General features: G+C 70.4%; 14 protein-coding genes, 4 tRNA genes and 1 riboswitch. Of the genes, 10 read left to right on the forward strand and 8 right to left on the reverse strand.

The genetic code is table 11. From position 1 onward, the window contains the following. Window positions 1-9: 9 nt before the first annotated feature. Complete coding sequence (locus tag STRTU_RS19010) at window positions 10-240, forward strand: hypothetical protein (RefSeq protein ID WP_246240742.1); 231 nt, start codon at window positions 10-12, stop codon at window positions 238-240. A gap of 72 nt (window positions 241-312) precedes the next feature. On the opposite strand, the gene STRTU_RS19015 is transcribed toward STRTU_RS19010, so the two are convergent. The 4 genes from STRTU_RS19015 to STRTU_RS19030 all read right to left on the reverse strand — a co-directional run bounded on the left by STRTU_RS19015 (window position 313) and on the right by STRTU_RS19030 (window position 2360). Then, a tRNA-Phe gene (locus STRTU_RS19015) sits at window positions 313-386 on the reverse strand. A 4-nt stretch (window positions 387-390) separates the two neighbouring features. After that, a tRNA-Asp gene (locus STRTU_RS19020) sits at window positions 391-465 on the reverse strand. 48 nt (window positions 466-513) lie between these two features. Beyond that, window positions 514-586 (reverse strand) — tRNA-Glu (locus tag STRTU_RS19025). A gap of 82 nt (window positions 587-668) precedes the next feature. Then, the gene (locus STRTU_RS19030; protein ID WP_159744731.1) at window positions 669-2360 is read right to left on the reverse strand and encodes a metallophosphoesterase family protein; all 1692 of its coding nucleotides are present in this window, start codon (window positions 2358-2360) and stop codon (window positions 669-671) included. 120 nt (window positions 2361-2480) lie between these two features. Here STRTU_RS19030 and STRTU_RS19035 point away from each other — a divergent pair, with 120 nt between their 5' ends. The 5 genes from STRTU_RS19035 to STRTU_RS19055 all read left to right on the forward strand — a co-directional run bounded on the left by STRTU_RS19035 (window position 2481) and on the right by STRTU_RS19055 (window position 7845). Next, window positions 2481-2831 (forward strand): metallopeptidase family protein, encoded by a 351-nt coding sequence (locus tag STRTU_RS19035; RefSeq protein ID WP_159747066.1) that lies wholly within the window; start codon window positions 2481-2483, stop codon window positions 2829-2831. A 269-nt stretch (window positions 2832-3100) separates the two neighbouring features. Next, window positions 3101-3649, forward strand: coding sequence for a hypothetical protein (locus STRTU_RS19040; protein ID WP_246240746.1), 549 nt, complete (start codon window positions 3101-3103; stop codon window positions 3647-3649). A 246-nt stretch (window positions 3650-3895) separates the two neighbouring features. Next, window positions 3896-6073 carry a DEAD/DEAH box helicase gene (locus STRTU_RS19045; RefSeq protein ID WP_159744732.1) on the forward strand — a complete coding sequence of 726 codons (2178 nt, stop codon included), beginning with the start codon at window positions 3896-3898 and terminating at the stop codon, window positions 6071-6073. Between the two features lie 168 nt (window positions 6074-6241). Continuing rightward, a tRNA-Lys gene (locus tag STRTU_RS19050) sits at window positions 6242-6317 on the forward strand. Window positions 6318-6702: 385 nt separating this feature from the next. After that, window positions 6703-7845 (forward strand): PP2C family protein-serine/threonine phosphatase, encoded by a 1143-nt coding sequence (locus STRTU_RS19055; protein ID WP_308789384.1) that lies wholly within the window; start codon window positions 6703-6705, stop codon window positions 7843-7845. A gap of 166 nt (window positions 7846-8011) precedes the next feature. Here the strand turns inward: STRTU_RS19055 and STRTU_RS19060 are convergent, their stop codons facing one another. Then, the gene (locus tag STRTU_RS19060; protein WP_159744733.1) at window positions 8012-9214 is read right to left on the reverse strand and encodes a DUF2332 domain-containing protein; all 1203 of its coding nucleotides are present in this window, start codon (window positions 9212-9214) and stop codon (window positions 8012-8014) included. Between the two features lie 285 nt (window positions 9215-9499). Next, window positions 9500-9654: riboswitch (cyclic di-AMP (ydaO/yuaA leader) on the forward strand. Between the two features lie 11 nt (window positions 9655-9665). Here STRTU_RS19060 and STRTU_RS19065 point away from each other — a divergent pair. Then, window positions 9666-10841 (forward strand): peptidoglycan DD-metalloendopeptidase family protein, encoded by a 1176-nt coding sequence (locus STRTU_RS19065; protein WP_159744734.1) that lies wholly within the window; start codon window positions 9666-9668, stop codon window positions 10839-10841. A gap of 167 nt (window positions 10842-11008) precedes the next feature. Further along, window positions 11009-12031 carry an aldo/keto reductase gene (locus STRTU_RS19070; RefSeq protein ID WP_159744735.1) on the forward strand — a complete coding sequence of 341 codons (1023 nt, stop codon included), beginning with the start codon at window positions 11009-11011 and terminating at the stop codon, window positions 12029-12031. Between the two features lie 58 nt (window positions 12032-12089). Here STRTU_RS19070 and STRTU_RS19075 read toward each other — a convergent pair whose 3' ends face one another. Further along, the gene (locus STRTU_RS19075) at window positions 12090-12392 is read right to left on the reverse strand and encodes a hypothetical protein (RefSeq protein WP_159744736.1); all 303 of its coding nucleotides are present in this window, start codon (window positions 12390-12392) and stop codon (window positions 12090-12092) included. Between the two features lie 173 nt (window positions 12393-12565). On the opposite strand from STRTU_RS19075, the gene STRTU_RS19080 reads away from it, so the two are divergent. Beyond that, window positions 12566-13816, forward strand: a complete 1251-nt coding sequence (locus tag STRTU_RS19080) for a helix-turn-helix domain-containing protein (RefSeq protein ID WP_269777374.1) — start codon at window positions 12566-12568, stop codon at window positions 13814-13816. 317 nt (window positions 13817-14133) lie between these two features. On the opposite strand, the gene STRTU_RS35975 is transcribed toward STRTU_RS19080, so the two are convergent. Further along, window positions 14134-14280, reverse strand: coding sequence for a hypothetical protein (locus STRTU_RS35975; RefSeq protein ID WP_159744737.1), 147 nt, complete (start codon window positions 14278-14280; stop codon window positions 14134-14136). Between the two features lie 289 nt (window positions 14281-14569). On the opposite strand from STRTU_RS35975, the gene STRTU_RS19090 reads away from it, so the two are divergent. Continuing rightward, window positions 14570-15505 (forward strand): YDG/SRA domain-containing protein, encoded by a 936-nt coding sequence (locus STRTU_RS19090; RefSeq protein WP_159744738.1) that lies wholly within the window; start codon window positions 14570-14572, stop codon window positions 15503-15505. A 42-nt stretch (window positions 15506-15547) separates the two neighbouring features. On the opposite strand, the gene STRTU_RS19095 is transcribed toward STRTU_RS19090, so the two are convergent. Then, window positions 15548-16852: a PrsW family intramembrane metalloprotease gene (locus STRTU_RS19095; RefSeq protein ID WP_159744739.1), complete on the reverse strand. Its 1305-nt coding sequence runs from the start codon at window positions 16850-16852 to the stop codon at window positions 15548-15550. Window positions 16853-16856 lie beyond the last annotated feature (4 nt).

Here is a 16856-nt window from a genome sequence, read left to right on the forward strand (position 1 = left end):
AATGGCCGCATGAAAAAGGGAATACGACGGTTAGCGGGCATTGTCGTGATGGCCGCCGGAATCGGGTTGGCCAGCTGGCTGGTCTTCGGCGCGCCGCACTACTGGGAAGGCGATGTGCGGCTGGTCAAGGCGGCGATGGGGCTGGCGGCGACAGGGATGATCACCGGCGGTGCCGGGCTGATCTTCTGGCGGCCGGAGGACGAGCCCGTCGAGGCCGCGGGGGAAGTCGGCGTCGGATAGCGACGAAACGGCGACGAAAGGGCCACGAAAAAGGCCCCGATTCGAGGAATCGGGGCCTTCTCCCAATGGGTGTGGCTGGGGCCGGGGTCGAACCGGCGACCTATCGCTTTTCAGGCGATCGCTCGTACCAACTGAGCTACCCAGCCGCAGCGGTCCTGACGGGATTTGAACCCGCGGCCTCCACCTTGACAGGGTGGCGAGCACTCCAAACTGCTCCACAGGACCTTGCATTGTGCGAAAGCGGCGTGAGCCAGTCTCGCACACGGTGATGCGTGCCCCCAACGGGATTCGAACCCGTGCTACCGCCTTGAAAGGGCGGCGTCCTGGGCCACTAGACGATGAGGGCTGGTGGCCACCTTGGCGTCGTTACCGGCGCCGTCGGGGACGTGAGAAGCATATGGGATGGGAGGACCGTTCGCCAAAACGGTTTAGCGAGGGTGGTCGGACGGGCTCCTGGCCGGGCGCGGGGAAGCACCCGGGGGAGGGCCGGACGGGCGCCCGGATGACGGGTCGGCCGAGGGCGGTGAGCCGGACGGGGCGGGCGTGGCGCCGGGTTGGTTCCCGTGGGGGAGGTGGCGGCTGACCTCGGCCCGGGACAGGCCCAGTCCGCCGAGGGTGATCTCGTCCCACGCCTGCAGCCGTTTCGTCCCGCGGTCCAGATAGAGCACCGATGCCTGGACCGGCTCGGGCTTCTTGTTCTGCACCGCTCGCAGTCCGCCGCCGCCCGCCGAGCCCTCGACCATCAGCCGGGTGCCCCGGGGGAGCAGGGTGTTCTCCCGGTGGTGGACATGGCCGGCCAGCGCCAGTGGGGCCAGGCCGTCCGCCTCGGTCACGGCGGTGGGGTTGTGGGCCAGCGCGATATCGACGGGGGTGCCGGCCAGCCGCTGGGTGCGCAGCGCGTCGGCGAGGCGGCCGCCGGCGGTGCGCTCGGCGGGGTCACCGGCCGCCACCACGGAGCGGTCCGGGGTGAACTGCGGGTCGCCGACGCCCGCGATACGGACACCGGCGACCCGGGCGACATTGCCGTGGTCGAGGACGGTGACATGGCGGCGCCCGGTCAGGTACTTCTGCGTGCCGCGGGAGTCGTGGTTGCCGCGCACCCAGACGTAGGGGGCGCCGAGGGTGGAGGCCGGGTCCAGGAAGTGGTTCTCGGCGGCCGAGCCGTGGTCCATGGTGTCGCCGGTGTCGACGATCACGTTGATCCGGTACTGCTTCACCAGGGAGGCGGTGATCCGCCAGGCGCCCGGGTTGAGGTGGATGTCGGAGATGTGCAGAACGCGGATCGTGGTGGGGTCCGGCTGGTAGACGGGCAGCGTCGAGGCGGCGTCGTAGAGCTTGGTGACGTTGGTCACCAGGCGCGCCAACTCCTCCTGGTAGACGTGGAATTCGCTGACGATGCTGCGGGCGTTGCCGACCACGGAGGGGGCCGAGGTGAGCAGGCCGGAGAACTTCGGCTCCAGTACGGACTCGGGGTTCCAGGTGGCGTATGCGGTGCCCGCGGAGGCGGCGAGCAGGGTGAGCGCCAGACCGCCGGCGGCCAGGGCGCGGCGCGGGCGGCGGTAGACGGCCAGGCCCAGCGCGGTGGCGCCGGACACCACGGCGATTCCGGAGTGCAGCGCCAGTCCCAGGGCGCCGTGGGTGACGTCGTGGGTCACCTCGGCCTGCAGACCGGCGAACCGTTCGGGGTGGTCGACCAGCGCCTGGGAGCGGACCGGGTCCAGCCGGTCGACGGCGACATCGAGCCGTACGGGCGCGTGGTGGCTGCGCAGTTCCAGGTCGCCGAGCGGCGCGACCTCGATCCGGGTGCCGCCGGCCAGTGAGGGGCGCAGCGCCATGCTGGTGTCCATCGGGCCGACGGGTACCCGGATGCTGCCGATCAGGAGCAGCCCCAGCCAGGCGCCGGCGACGGTGACGGCTATCAGGCCGAGGGCGGCCGGTAAGGGGCGGCGCGGCGTGCCGCCGGGCAGCGTGGCGGTGGGGGGCGTGCGGCGGGAGCGGTAGCCGCGGCGGACGGCTGCCGGGAGGGCGCGTACGCCGTCGGAGCCGGTATGGAGCAGCCGGCGCGGAAGGCTTTGCGGGGCGTCGGGGTGTGGTGTCCGGGAGCGCGCTGCGCGGGCCATTGGTCCCGTATGCCCCTCCGTGCCGCCGTTAAGCGAGGAGTGGGTGCCTCCGGTTGCGCTGCGGTGCGCCGGGCGGGCAGCGACGATCGGTGGGGAGACGGCGTGGCGGAGAATGGTGGTGTGCTGGAAATGACGCGCGAGGAGTTCGAGGAACTGGTCGCCGAGGCGCTGGACCGGATCCCGCCGGAGCTGACCCGGCTGATGGACAACGTGGCGGTCTTCGTCGAGGACGAACCCCCCGCCGATGACCCCGGGCTGCTCGGGCTCTACGAGGGGACGCCGTTGACCGACCGGGGAGAGTGGTACGCGGGCGTGCTGCCGGACCGGATCACCATCTACCGGGGGCCGACGCTGCGGATGTGCGACACCCGTGAGGACGTGGTCGCGGAGACCGAGGTGACGGTCGTTCATGAGATCGCGCACCACTTCGGGATCGATGACGAGCGGCTGCACGCACTGGGTTACGGCTAGTCCCGGGAAGCCATCGGCCGGCGGCAGCGGCGTCCCTGGAACGCGTGCCCGGTGCGATCGGCCGGGTGTGATGCGTGTCCTCAGGTGGGGAGCGGGAGTTGGGCAGGGCGTCCGTGCCGCCGTCCCTGCGTTCCGGATCCGGAGGTCCCGCCGTGCGCCCGAGCCCACATCGCCCGTCCCTGACGCCGACACCGTCCCTGTCGTCGTCCCCCGCCCCTTCGTCACGCCCGCCGTCGGCCCGGGTGCGCTCCCGGGCCACCGCCGCGGCCGTGGCCGTCTCCGCGCTGGCCGCGGCGCTGGCCGGCTGTATGAGCGTGAGCGACCCGGAGGAGCCGAGACCGTCCGGCAGCACCGCGCGCCATGACGGGAAGGACGAGTGGTCCGGCCCCAACGGGGTGACGGTGGACGGCCGCGGCGACGGCCCGAAGGGGATGGGGCGCAACGGAGAGGGCCGCCCGGCCGGGGGCAAGGGGAAGGGCAAGAAGGGCAAGCCGTCGAAGAGCGAGGCGCCGGAGCCGTCCGAGCCCGGTACGCCGTCCAGTCCGGTGCGGCCGTCGGGCCCCGAGCCGGGCGCGGGCCACGGCCACGGCGGCTCCGGCGGCCACGGCGGGCGCCCCGGGCAGCCGGAACCCACGCCGCCCCGCCCCGACCACCCGGTCACCCCGCCCGCCTCGCCCGCGCCCAGTACGCCGCCCGCGCAGCCCACCCCGCCGGCGAGCAGCCCTCCGCCCCCGCCGAGCTCCCATGCCTCCGGGCCGTCCCCCGTATCGCCGATGGCGTCGGAGTCGGAGTCGGAGCCCTACGAGGAGGAGGCGTGAGGGGTTCCAGCCGGGGCGGGTAGGTTTGTCCGGGGGAGCGGATGGCCGGGCCAGAAGGTCATTTGCCATCGGGGGTGCGGAGTGCGTATGGTGGTAGATCGTTTGATCCCATTTGCCCGGCGCCAGAACAGAAGCGCGCCGCGTGGCGCGTTCTCTCCCTTGCCGTGGCTGACCGCATAGAGGCGGTCGTGTGAAACACACGGAGTTTGGGCGCGTGCCGAGACTCCGGAAGGTTTCGCATTTCGCATGTCCATTTCCACTGAGCAGTCCGTCATGCCCGCACTCGACGAGCAGACGGTCCCCCAGGTGACGGCCGCCGACGAGGCGCCCGAGACCGACGCGGCGGAAGCCGCCACCGACACCGTCACCTTCGCCGACCTCGGACTGCCCGAGGGCGTCGTCCGCAAGCTCGCGCAGAACGGCGTCACCACGCCCTTCCCGATCCAGGCCGCGACCATCCCGGACGCGCTGGCCGGCAAGGACATCCTCGGCCGTGGCCGCACCGGCTCCGGCAAGACGCTCTCCTTCGGTCTGCCGACCCTGGCCACGCTGGCTGGCGGTCACACCGACAAGAAGAAGCCGCGCGCCGTCATCCTCACCCCGACCCGTGAGCTCGCGATGCAGGTCGCGGACGCGCTCCAGCCCTACGGCGACGTCCTCGGCCTCAAGATGAAGGTCGTCTGCGGCGGTACGTCCATGGGCAACCAGATCTACGCCCTGGAGCGCGGCGTGGACCTCCTGGTCGCCACCCCGGGCCGGCTGCGCGACATCATCAACCGGGGCGCCTGCTCCCTGGAGGACGTCCAGGTCGCCGTCCTCGACGAGGCCGACCAGATGTCCGACCTGGGCTTCCTGCCCGAGGTCACCGAGCTGCTGGACCAGGTGCCCGCGGGCGGCCAGCGGATGCTGTTCTCCGCCACGATGGAGAACGAGATCGGCACCCTGGTCAAGCGCTACCTGACCAACCCGGTCAGCCACGAGGTCGACAGCGCCCAGGGCAACGTCACCACCATGACCCACCACGTCCTGGTCGTGAAGCCGAAGGACAAGGCGCCGGTCACCGCCGCCATCGCCGCCCGTAAGGGCCGCACCATCATCTTCGTCCGCACCCAGCTGGGCGCCGACCGCATCGCCGAGCAGCTCGTCGAGTCCGGCGTGAAGGCCGACGCGCTGCACGGCGGTATGACGCAGGGCGCGCGCACCCGCGTGCTCGCGGACTTCAAGGACGGTTACGTCAACGCGCTGGTCGCCACCGACGTCGCCGCCCGCGGTATCCACGTCGACGGCATCGACCTGGTCCTGAACGTCGACCCCGCCGGTGACCACAAGGACTACCTGCACCGCTCGGGCCGTACCGCCCGCGCCGGCCAGTCCGGCACCGTCGTCTCGCTGTCGCTGCCGCACCAGCGCCGGCAGATCTTCCGGCTGATGGAGGACGCGGGCGTGGACGCCTCGCGCCACATCGTCGGCGGCTCCGGCGCCTTCGACGAGGACGTCGCCCGGATCACCGGTGCGCGCTCGCTCACCGAGGTCCAGGCCGACGGTGCCAACAACTCCGCCAAGCAGGCCGAGCGCGAGGTGGCCGAGCTCACCCGCGAGCTGGAGCGTCTGCAGCGCCGCGCCACCGAGCTGCGCGAGGAGGCCGACCGGCTGACCGCCCGTGCCGCCCGCGAGCGCGGTGAGGACCCGGCCGAGGCGCTCGCCGCTGCTGCCGAGACCGCCGCCGCCGAGGTGGCCGAGGCCGCCGTTCCGGCCCAGGCCGGTGCGCCGGACGAGCGCCGCGACGACCGGGGCAACTTCGAGCGCCGCGACCGTCGTGACGACCGTTCCGGTGGCCGTTCCTTCGACCGTGACCGCCGCGATGACCGGGGCGGCTTCAACCGTGACCGCCGCGATGACCGTTCCGGTGGGCGTTCCTTCGACCGTGACCGTCGTGACGACCGTTCCGGTGGCCGTTCCTTCGACCGTGACCGCCGTGACGACCGGGGCGGCTTCGGCCGGGACCGTCGTGACGAGCGTTCCGGTGGCCGTTCCTTCGACCGGGACCGTCGCGATGACCGTTCCGGTGGGCGTTCCTTCGACCGCGACCGCCGTGACGACCGCTCCGGCGGCCGTTCCTTCGAGCGTCGTGACGAGCGTTCCGGTGGCGGTTTCAACCGTGACCGCGGCGACCGTCCGAGCCGCCCGTTCAACCGTGACGACCGCTCCGGCGGGCGCTCCACCGGCCGTTCCACCGGTGGCTACCGCTCCGGTGGCGGCGACCGTCCCTTCAACCGTGACGACCGTTCCGGCGGCCGTCCGTCCTCCGGTGGCCACCGCTCCGGCGGCGACCGCCCGTACGGCCGTCGTGACGACCACCGTGGCGCCCCGACCGGCTCCTTCGGCCGCCGCGAGGACAAGCCGCGCTGGAAGCGCAACGGCTGATCACCGACGCTGAGCGCGCAGGGCCCGTACGCACGCAAGTGCCGTGCGGGCCCTGCGCGTTGCAGGGGCCGCCGCGCCCCTTCGGCCGGCCTCTCGGCACCCCGCCGAATGGCTTGATCCGTAATGCCTTCGGGCTGCGGCACCTGCTCGGGCTATGCTGCTCGGTGCGGGCCATTAGCTCAATTGGCAGAGCAGTGGACTTTTAATCCATTGGTTCAGGGTTCGAGCCCCTGATGGCCCACCAGATGCGGACGGGGAGACCGTCCGGTGGATGAAGTGAACTGAGGGCCCGGACCGTGCGCGGTTCGGGCCCTCGGGTGTGAGTGGGGGTGGGGCGGGGGTCAAGTGAGGCTGTCTGCAAGGGCGTCCCGGCTCCTTGCCTTGTGAGGTGGCTGGTCCGGTTCGTAGCCCGTCTGTCTTGTGCCCGTTCGGTTCGTGGCCCGTCTGTCTTGTGACCGTCTGTCTTGTGCCCGTCCAGCTTGTGACCCGGCTGGCCTGTGACCCGTCCGGTCCGTGACCCGTCCGGCTCCCGAGGAGTCGCCGTTCCGGTCCGTACCGGCCAGCCTGGGGACGGCGAGGTGGCCGGCGCGGCGGTGCCCGTATGGACGGGCGGGAGTGGGGAGAGGCCGGTGTGGAGGCTCCGAGATGAGGCGTCCCCCGGGGGCGAGGGGGAGAAGCGCCGCTCCCGGGTGGTGTTATTCGGCCGTCTGCTGGTGCGGCGACTTCCTCTCCTTCTGATCGCCGGCGGGCTTGTCTTCGGCATGGGGACGCCCGCCGGCTACACCGCCGCCCCCTTCTTCGCGGCCGCCCCACTGGCCGCCGCGCCGCTCTCCTCTCTGCGTGGCACGGTTCTTACGGCCCTGGCCGCCGTGCTCGGCGAGATCTGGGTCGTCGGCTATCGCAGCGCCGCGCAGGGCCGCGGCGCGTCGGTGACGGAGGTCCTCACGGTCCTTGTCGTCGCCCTGGCGGCCCTCGGCGTCAACCGGGCCGTCCGGTTGGCCGCCGCCCGCCCGGTCTCCCTACAGGACGTCTCGGAGGCCGCCCAGCGCGCCGTATTGGCCACGCCGCCCGAACGGCTCGCCGGGCTCGCCATCGCCGCCCGTTACGTGGGCGCGCGGGCGGCTGCCCGAAGCGGTGGCGACCTCTACGCGGTGCAGGACACCCCGCACGGCGTACGGCTGATCGTCGGCGACGTACGGGGCAAGGGGACGGCGGCGGTGCAGACCGCGGTGATCGTCCTCGGCGCCTTTCGCGAGGCGGCGGAACAGGAGCGCACCCTGGGGGCCGTGGCGGGCCGGCTGGAGCGGGCGCTTCAGCGGGAGGGCGGGCAGCGCGAAGGGGTGGAGCAGACCGAGGGGTTCACCACTGCCGTACTGGCGGAGATCCCCGCCAACGGGCAGCCCGTCCTGCGGGTGCTCAACCGGGGCCACCCGTCCCCGCTGCTGCTCACGCCGGACGGCGGACTGCGCGAGCTGGCGCCCGCGGCGCATGCGCTGCCCCTCGGACTGGGTGAGATGGCAGGCCGCCCCGACCGGCCGGACGAAACGTTCTTCCCGGCCGGCGCCCTGCTGCTCTTCTTCACCGACGGGGTGACCGAGGCCCGGGACCTGCTGGGCCGCTTCTACAACCCGTCGGGCAAACTGCGCGGCTGCCGCTTTCCCGGTCCCGACGTCCTTCTGGACACGGTCATAGAGGATGTGGCACGGCATACGGGTGGGGCGCCGGCTGACGATATGGCGCTGGTGGCGGTGCAGCGGCCTATGGGGGCGTAGGGGCGGGGCTGCGTTTATGGGGACTGGGCCGCGCGTACGGGGCGGTACGGGGGCGGGGGCTTGCGTACGGGAGGCGGGCCGTCCGTACGGGAGCCGGGGCGCGCCTCCCGTATATCGGCCGCACCTCCTGTGTCTACCGGCCATGCCTCCGTACGCCCGGCCCTGCTCAGCGTCCCGAGGTGTCCGCCGTCCCGGAGGAGAGGCTGTGCAGGCTCCGGCCGTACGGGCCGGTGAGTGCGACCGGGTGGCCGTCGAGGGCGAGGGTGAGCAGCAGTGCGTCGTCCGGGCGGGGCGCGTGGGGTGCGGCGGCGGTGATCCACGGCAGGACGGAGTGGTGCTCGTTGGAGACCCAGTGGCCGCCGCCGGGGCGTCCGTCGAGCAGGGACCGTACGAGGCGCGCGAACTCCTCGCGGCGGGCGGGCGGGAGGTAGCTCAGCACGGCGCTGTGGAAGATGACCAGCGTCGCCTCGGGCGGTGCCTCGGCGGCGAGCGCGGGGAGTTCGCCGATCAGGTCGCCGCGCACCATCCGCGGCCGCGGCGCCGGCCGTACCGCTTCGACGGCCGCGGACAGCCGCGCCGCCCGCTCCCCGTCGCCCGGCCATACGAGCGCCTGCAGCCAGCGCAGATCGTCCGGTTCGGAAACCGGGTCGAGCGGGTCGAGGTCGATGCCGCCCCGCCAGACGATCTGCGGCATCCGGTCGGGCAGCTCATCGGCCGCCCCTCCCGTATGGCACGTGAGCACCAGCGGGCTCTCCGGTGCCCCGACCTCGGCCCGTAGGGCGCCCGCCCGGCGGTCCTCTCCGTACGGGCCGTCGGCTCCGTAGCCCTCGGCTGCGTACTGGCCGCCGGTTCCGTAGCCCTCGGCTCCGTACGGGCCGCCGGCCTCGTACCGATACCGATAGCGGTCGGGATGCAGCGCCAGCCCCGCGGATGTGCCGGCCTCCAGCAGCGCCAGCGGCTGCGGCAGACGGGCGAGCAGCGGCAGCAGGGTGGCGCAGCGGGCCGGTTCGTTGGTCTGGACGGCGCGTTGCATGATCACCGCGCGCACCTCGTCCCAGTGCCGGATCGTCCACTCGCGCCAGCGCCCGTAGGCGGCCTCCCCGCGCGGGCCCATATCGGCGTGCGGGCCGTCGAGATAGCGGACGGTGGCGAGCAGGAGCTCCGGCTGCTGTTTGTCGCCGGCCGGCAGCGACCCCGACAGCAGATCGCAGAACTCCGCGTCCTGGCTGATCCGCGCGCTCAGCTCCTCATGCGCGTCCGACCTGCCGCGCACCTCCCGCCAGGAGAACTCCCGGTACCGCTCCGCCACTCCCCACGCGTTACCGGCAGCCCGTCCGGTGTTCCCGGTGTTCCCGACGTTGACGACCATGATCCGACGTTACTGCTCTCACCCTCCGTAATTGACGGGCACCCCTCCGCATAACGACTGGTGCACAATCCGCGCGAGATCGTTTAGCGGCGAGCGAGCAACTCGCCCGTTTTGCAGCCGTGGTGGCCGAAAACGTCCACGTTGGATGTGGTGTCGCGCCGACAAGGATTCGCGGGAAGGCTTGGAATTCGGTCACGATCTCTATTACTGTCCGATAACGCAGCGCGGTCGTCCCAGCCGTCGCAAGAGGCGGCACCGCGCGCCGACGCCGAATCCCGTATGCGCATTTCACGCACCCCCAAGCACTTCGAACTGCACCAAGGGAACCGGGGAACCACTTCCTTGGGGTGAATCGGACGCCCTCCGCCAGCGGGCGCCCGTAGGAGACCTTCCTGCTCCGAACCCGTCAGCTAACCCGGTAGGCGAGAAGGAAGGAAAGGAGTGCGCCCCCGTGGCGTCCAACAGGCCTGCCCCCGAGTCTCCCTCCGCCCAGTCCGCCCACGAGCTCGATGACCGGGGTGCCTTCCAGGGCCCCGGTGGCGGTGAGGGTGACGGTCCGTGGGAGGAATGGAATCCCACCGAAGAATCCACCCGTTCCGCCCGCGGTAAGCACCGGGTCGTCAAACAGCGCAGCGGCGGACTCTCCCGCGGCGGCACCGTCCTGGGCGTCGGCGTCATCGCCGCGGTCGGCGCGAGCGGCATGGCCTCGGCCGAGGGCCGTCCGCCGGTGCCGATCTCGATGCCCGACGTCGGCGGAATGGCCGACGACCTCTCCGAAAAGCTGCCGGACGCGAAGGATCTGCCCGGGATCGGTGAGCTGATATCCGACGAGGGCTCCGCGGGCGCCGACACCGCATCGGCGTCCGCCGAGGGTGCTCAGGCGTCTGCCGACGGCTCGACGCCTGCCGCCGCCGGGCCGCTCACCCGGGCCGCGCAGCCGGGTGCGGACGCGGGTTCCGGCGCGGACGCGGGTTCCGGCACGGGCGCCGGTGAGGCGCTGCGCAGCCGCATCCTCCAGCAGGCCGATGCGCAGCAGGACGCCGGCGAGCAGGAGGCCCGCGAGGCCGCCGAAAAGGCCGCTGTCCAGCAGGCCGCAACGGAAGCCGCCGCCCACCAGAAGTCGGCCGAAAAGGCCGCAGCAGTCAAGAAGGCGGCCGAGATGGAGGCCCAGCGCAAGGCCGAGGAAGCGGCCCGCCGGAAGGCGGAGGCCGAACGCCTCGCCAAACTGGCGAAGAGCTTCATCGCCCCCGTGTCCTCCTACACGCTCACCGCCAGCTTCGGCCAGGCAGGCGACCGCTGGGCCGCGGACCACACCGGACAGGACTTCGCCGCCCCGACCGGCACTCCCGTCAAGGCGGTGCACTCCGGCACCATCACCCAGGCCGGCTGGGCCGGCTCGTACGGCTACCGCATCGTCCTCACCCTCGACGACGGCACCGAACTCTGGTTCTGCCATCTGTCCTCGATGGTGAAGACCTCCGGCAAGGTCAATACCGGCGACGTCATCGGCCGCGTCGGCGCCACCGGCAACGTCACCGGCCCCCACCTCCACCTGGAGGTCCGCCCCGACGCCGGCGACCCGATCGACCCGATGCCGTGGCTCCGCGATCACGGCCTTGCCGTGTGAGTCAGGGGGTGCGGGTGACTGAGGGCATCGACGTGCCTTCGGCGGTCGGCTCATGCCACGCCCACCTGCACACATGACCTCAACCCGCCAGTTTCTTACGTGAGTTGCCGTGACGTGCGGGGGAAGAGGAGGGAACAACTCCCCTTCCCCCGACGTTGCCACTACACATGACCGCTACACACAGCACCCCGAGCACAGGAAGCCCGCGAACCACCGGAAGCGGCGAAAGTACCGGAAGCGGCGAAAGCAGCGGGAGCAGCCGCAAGCCCATCGGCTCGCTCTCCGTCTCCCCGCTGTCCCTCGGGGGCAACGTCTTCGGCTGGACGGCCGACGAAGCCACGTCCTTCGCCGTGCTGGACGCGTATGTGGCGGGCGGCGGCAATTTCATCGACACCGCCGACGCCTACTCGTACTGGGTCCCCGGCAACAAGGGAGGCGAATCCGAGACCGTCATCGGCAACTGGCTGGCCTCCCGTGGCAATCGCTCCGATGTCGTCATCGCCACCAAGGTAGGCGCCCTTCCCGATGACAAGGGCCTGTCCCCCGCCACCATCAAGTCCGCGGTCGACGCATCCCTCACCCGTCTGCGCACCGACTACATCGACCTCTACTACACCCACTACGACGACGAATCGGTCGAGGTCCCGGAGTTCCTCACCGCCCTCGACGACCTCGTCCGGGCCGGCAAGGTCCGCGAGATCGCCGCCTCCAACATCTCGGCGCAGCGCCTGGAGGAGTCCCTGACCTGCTCCGCCCGCGAGGGCCTGGCCCGCTATGTGGCCCTCCAGCCCCACTACAACCTGGTCTCCCGCGACACCTACGAGGGCGAACTCGCCGAGGTGGCCGCCCGCCACGGCCTGGCCGCGGTCCCGTACTTCTCCCTCGCCGCCGGCTTCCTGACCGGCAAGTACCGCCCGGGCACCGACGTCGACAGCGCCCGCTCCGGCCGCGCCGCCCAGTACGTGAACACCGACCGCGGCAACCGAGTCCTCCAAGCCCTCGACACCGTAGCCACCGCCCACGAGGCCGAGCCGGCCACCGTGGCCCTCGCCTGGCTCGCCGCCCAGCCCACGGTCGCGGCCCCTATAGCCAGCGCCCGCACGGTGGAACAGCTGCCGGCGTTGCTGGCGGTGGGGGAGGTGGCGCTGACGGAGGCGGAGCTCAGGCTGCTTGGGGAGGCGTCCGCCTGACCAAGCTCCCGAGGAGGGAGGAAGCGGGCCCGCCCGCTTCCTCCCTCCCTTCTCCGTCCTACTTCCGGCGATCCACCACAGCCCACGACGCAGCGGCCACCCCACCCGCCACCGCGAACACCGAAGGCCAGGCCCCGACCTTCTTCGCCAACGGATGCGACCCGGCAAACGCAGCCACGTAGACACCACTCAACGCAGCCGCCGTCACATTCCCCGCCTTACGCTGCCACTCCCGTGCCGCCACAGCCCCGGCGGCCGCCAACGCCACCCCGCCCAGGGGACGCTTCTTGCTCCAGCGGGCCACGGCGTAGCCGCCTACTAGGCCGGTTGCGGCAACTGCTGCGGTCGGAATTCCAGCCATCACTAAGCCCTTCTGCAAACAAACAACTGAGCCTGCCCTTCTGCTGACTCTACGTCGCGCCATCGGCGGCAGAAGGGTGTGTCGCAGCATCGTGGACTGGGCAAGCACGGCAACGAGTTCATGCTGAACACGTACGCTGGCAGTGACGTTGAGTGTGCAGAGAGGGGCCGAACGTGTCATCTGACGCTACTCCGGAACTGCCTTACGAGCCGATCGCGTTTGGTCAGCGAATGCAGGTGCTTCGCCTTCGCCGCGGTATGAGCCGGACCGTCCTTGCTGGGCTACTGGGCAAGTCACCGAGCTGGGTAAAACAAGTCGAGGGGGGACGGCTCCAGATGCCGAAACTCCCTATGGTTCTGCGGATCGCTGAGGCTCTCCGCGTGCCGAACCTTGCCGATCTCGTTGGTGAGCACGCGACGGCGATCTCGCTTTTCGCCGGTCCCGGCCACGCGCGCCTTCCGCACGTACGGGACACCCTCAACGAGTACCCGCTGACGACCGCGCGCCAGGCGCCGTCCCTCGCGCATCTTCAGAACCGCATCGCTCATGCCTGGCAGGCCCGACACTCCGCTCCTCATCACCGCGACGTTATCGGCGAACTGCTCCCGCACCTCATTCGCGACGCTCAAGCCTCGTTGGCTCAAGCGGAGTCGGGAACGGAAAGAAGGGTTGCACAGTCCGTGCTGTCCGAGGTCTATAGCCTCAGTCAGTTCTTCCTCGCATACCAATCTGACGCACCGTTGCTGTGGCGGGTAGTGGAGCGGGGTTTGGTCTCCGCACAGGAATCCGAGGATCCACACACCATCGGCGTCGCGGCATGGCTTGCGGCGCAGGCGCATCGCGACAGTGGTCCCGCGCACTACGACGCCGCCGATGCCGTAAACCTGGCGACTCTCCGCTACCTCGAACCCCTCCTCCCTGAAGCCGACGATGATGTACTTGCCATCACGGGGGCACTGAACTTCGAGGCCGGATATACCGCGGCCCGACGAGGAGACGCCGGCACCGCCTGGCGCTACTGGGATGTCGCGCGGTCCATGGCAGGGCGACTTCCCGCGGATTATTTCCACCCCGTGACCTCGTTCTCCAGAGCGATCATGGGGGCTCACGCGGTGACCGTAGCCGTGGAGCTGCACGCAGGCGGTGAAAGCGTCAGACAAGCCGCCGCCGCAGACGTGACGCTCATCCCGTCGCGTCCGCGGAGCGCTCGCCACCGTATTGAAGAGGCACGTGGCTACTACCTCGACGGCCAGGCCGAAACTGCTCTGGCAGTTCTGGACAAGGCCCACCAGGCCGCTCCCGAAACCACCCGCTACAACGGATACGCGCGGCGGATCGTCTTGGAAGAGACCGAGTCGAGGAGCCCAGCGCAACGGCGTAGGGCAAGCGAACTCGCCGTGAAGATTGGTGCGTTGGCCGCATAAATGAAGGGGTACAAACTGTGCCCCTGACGCTCTCCAGATGGCCGTACGGTCAGTCTCGCCTGACCGTACGAAGACCCCCGCGACCGCTCCACACGGTCCGGGGGCATGGCCAACCTGAGAGAGCAGGTCAACGTGTCGCACTGTATCGCCCGAATCTTCGAATCCCTTTTGCGGGCACCGCTACCTCCATCGGGTCGGCGCAGGCCACTACAGCCGCGACGACGGGACGTGCAGGCCATTGCCCGTGCGCGCTGCGCCATGAAGGGGGCGGGTTGATGCGTGTCCGGCAGTCGCTGCGTCTTCTGCCCTGGTCGAACTCAGCGGGCCACCCCTGCTACCTGTCCACCGACGGGACAGGGTTCTTGTCGCGCCTTGCTGACGATATGGAGCAGATGCAGCTCGACATGGGACGCGATCTTCTCGACTTCGCGCGCGATCTGCTTGATGACAGCAAGGTCACTCACCATGAACTTCGCTTCCTCGCCCGCCGGTTGACGGAGGCTCTCCGGGACGCGTTACGCGTTGCTGAAAGCCGTGGCTCCAGGATTCCCGCACATGGTGGCGAGGAGGCAGCGGAGGCTGGAGGGCGAGGCAACGGAGCTGAATAGCGCAGGTGTGTCCGTATGACGGATGAGCCGCTGAAGGTCTGAGCGTCTAGCCGAACCTTCTAGGCAGCCCTTCAGGGGGTGTGGTGCTGACCACACCCCCTGGAGGCGCGCGCCATGGAAGGCGATGAGTTGACAGGATTCGGCTATGGCGAAGGCGCGGTCATCCAACCCAGTCCGTTTTGGCCCTCCGCAGGACGTCGAGGAGGGGCAGTGGTTCGCGGGACACACAGAGTTACACGCGGCCGGTGTCCATCGTCGGTCTGGCCAGGGCATCTCTGGCACCGCGCACGAGGGCGTCGATTCCATCGTTCTCTCCGGCGGGTATATCGACGATGAGTACGGCGAGCAAGAGATCATCTACACGGGTGAGGGCGGTCGCGACAGGGATACCGGTCGCCTCTACGCAGACCAATCCCTGGCGCTGCCGGGTAATGCCGGCTTGCTGCTCAATGAGGCACTGGGGCACCCGGTGCGAGTGGTACGCGGTCTAAAAATTCGAGGAAAGAAGCGACCCCGTGCGACGGGGGGCTATGAGTACTGCGGGCTGTTTCGCGTCGCAGAGCACTGGACGACAGTCGGGAAGGAAGGTTTCCGCATCTGTCAGTTCAGGCTGCTCAAGTTGGCCCCGGGCGAGTCGGCAAGGCCGCACCCTGTCTCGCCGGGGGAGGGTGCGGACACCACCACCGAAGAGCAGTTGCGTCGAATCGTCGCGTACGAGCGGCTGATCCGTGACTCCAAGGTGGTCCGGCGGGTGAAGGAGATCTACGACAACACCTGTCAGATCTGTGATTGCCGACTGGTGGTGTCGCCCGGTGGCGAGGCGTATAGCGAAGCGGCTCATATCCATGCACTGGGCAAACCCCACGGTGGCCCGGATGAACTGTGGAATGTCCTCTGTCTCTGTGCGAACTGCCATGCCCTCTTTGATCGAGGAGCGCTTCAGCTCAGTGATGATCTCGATGTGTTTGATGGCCTCACGCAGCGATTCGTAGGGGCCCTGACCATAGCCAAGGAACACCAGGTCAAAGTGGACTGCGTGCGTCAGCACCGCGCGCGCTGGGCTGAGCGATTCACCGAGTAGGACGGCCCGCTGAGGCCCGTACGGCTACGCGCTCGGCAGGCCCTACCGCTCCTCCCGCACCCCCCACGCATGCACCAATGCCGCCCGCCCCCAAGCCTGATACTCCCGCAGATGCTCCAGTAGATGCCGTTCGTGGCTGGTGAAGTCGGGGGTGGGGCCCATGAGGTGGGCGCGGCGGCGGTGGAAGGAGAGGGCGGTGGCGAGGGTGGTGTATTCGGTGACGGCGCGGGCGGCGGCGGGGCCCTGGGTGCGGCGGGCCAGGTCGCGGGCCAGGGCGCGGGTTTTGAGGGAGGAGAGGGCGGTGGGTTCGGCGGGGGCGAGCCAGCCGGCGGTGATGTAGGGGGCGAGGTAGCCGCGCAGGGAGAGCAGTTCCTGGTTGCGGGCCCAGATGGCCAGCCAGGTCAGGACGATGAGGACGGGGACCATGAAGAGCCCGTAGACGATGAGGAAGCCGAGGTCGCCCAGGGAGGAGGCGCCGTTCCAGATGGCGTGCAGGAGGACGGCGGTGAGCAGGCCGAGGAGGGCGAGTGCGCGGCGGGCGGCGCGGCGGTGGGGGTAGCGGGTGGCGGTGATGCCGAACGCGAGGCCGGTGAGGATGGTGAAGAGGGGGTGGGCGAAGGGGGAGACGATGATGCGGAGGAAGAAGGTGCCGGCGGTGAGGGAGTCCAGGCCGGAGTGGCCCAGGGACTGGTCCTCGCCGAAGGCGTTGCCCAGGTAGAGCACGTTCTCGGTGAAGGCGAAACCGGTGGCCGTGATGCCGGCGATGACGATGCCGTCCGTGATGCCGTCGAAGTCGCGCCGCCGGAAGCGGTACAGGAAGAGCACGGCGGCGGCCTTGACCACCTCCTCGACGACCGGGGCGATCACCGTGGCGCCCCATGCCTCGGCCTCGGAGGGTGAGGTGGAGGCGATGTTGGCGGCCAGCCAGTCCGTCGCGAAGCCGTTGGCCAGGAGTGCGACCAGGGTGGCGGCGCAGGCGCCCCAGGTGAAGGCGAACGCGAGGTTGCGCCAGGGCTCGGGTTCGACACGGTCGAGCCAGCAGAACGCCGCCACCAGAAGCGGTACCGGGAAGACGGCCAGCCCCAGGCCGACCAGGAAGCCCTCGGTGCCGGTCTGCTGGCGGACCATGCCGATGATGACCACGCCGGAGAGCGCCAGCAGCGACACCAGGGCGACCGCACGGAGGGTGGTGCTGCGCCATGGCGCCGTCCGGTGGTGCGTATGCGCGGCGGCGGGCTCGTACGGGTGCGGGGTATGCGGGGTGTGCGGGGTGTGCGGTATGTGCTGTGTGTACGGGGGAGGGGCGGGCGCGTGGGGCGGGTGCGGGGGCGGCTGGGACGGGTACACCCAT

The organism is Streptomyces tubercidicus (assembly GCF_027497495.1).
GTDB lineage: Bacteria > Actinomycetota > Actinomycetes > Streptomycetales > Streptomycetaceae > Streptomyces > Streptomyces tubercidicus.

Coding starts and splice junctions, on each gene's coding strand:
- STRTU_RS19070 (WP_159744735.1), top strand. CDS start 11,009: ATGACCGCTACACACAGCACCCCGAGCACAGGAAGCCCGCGAACCACC.
- STRTU_RS19010 (WP_246240742.1), top strand. CDS start 10: ATGAAAAAGGGAATACGACGGTTAGCGGGCATTGTCGTGATGGCCGCC.
- STRTU_RS19030 (WP_159744731.1), bottom strand. CDS start 2,360: ATGGCCCGCGCAGCGCGCTCCCGGACACCACACCCCGACGCCCCGCAA.
- STRTU_RS19090 (WP_159744738.1), top strand. CDS start 14,570: ATGGCGAAGGCGCGGTCATCCAACCCAGTCCGTTTTGGCCCTCCGCAG.
- STRTU_RS19045 (WP_159744732.1), top strand. CDS start 3,896: ATGTCCATTTCCACTGAGCAGTCCGTCATGCCCGCACTCGACGAGCAG.
- STRTU_RS19060 (WP_159744733.1), bottom strand. CDS start 9,214: ATGGTCGTCAACGTCGGGAACACCGGGAACACCGGACGGGCTGCCGGT.
- STRTU_RS19075 (WP_159744736.1), bottom strand. CDS start 12,392: ATGGCTGGAATTCCGACCGCAGCAGTTGCCGCAACCGGCCTAGTAGGC.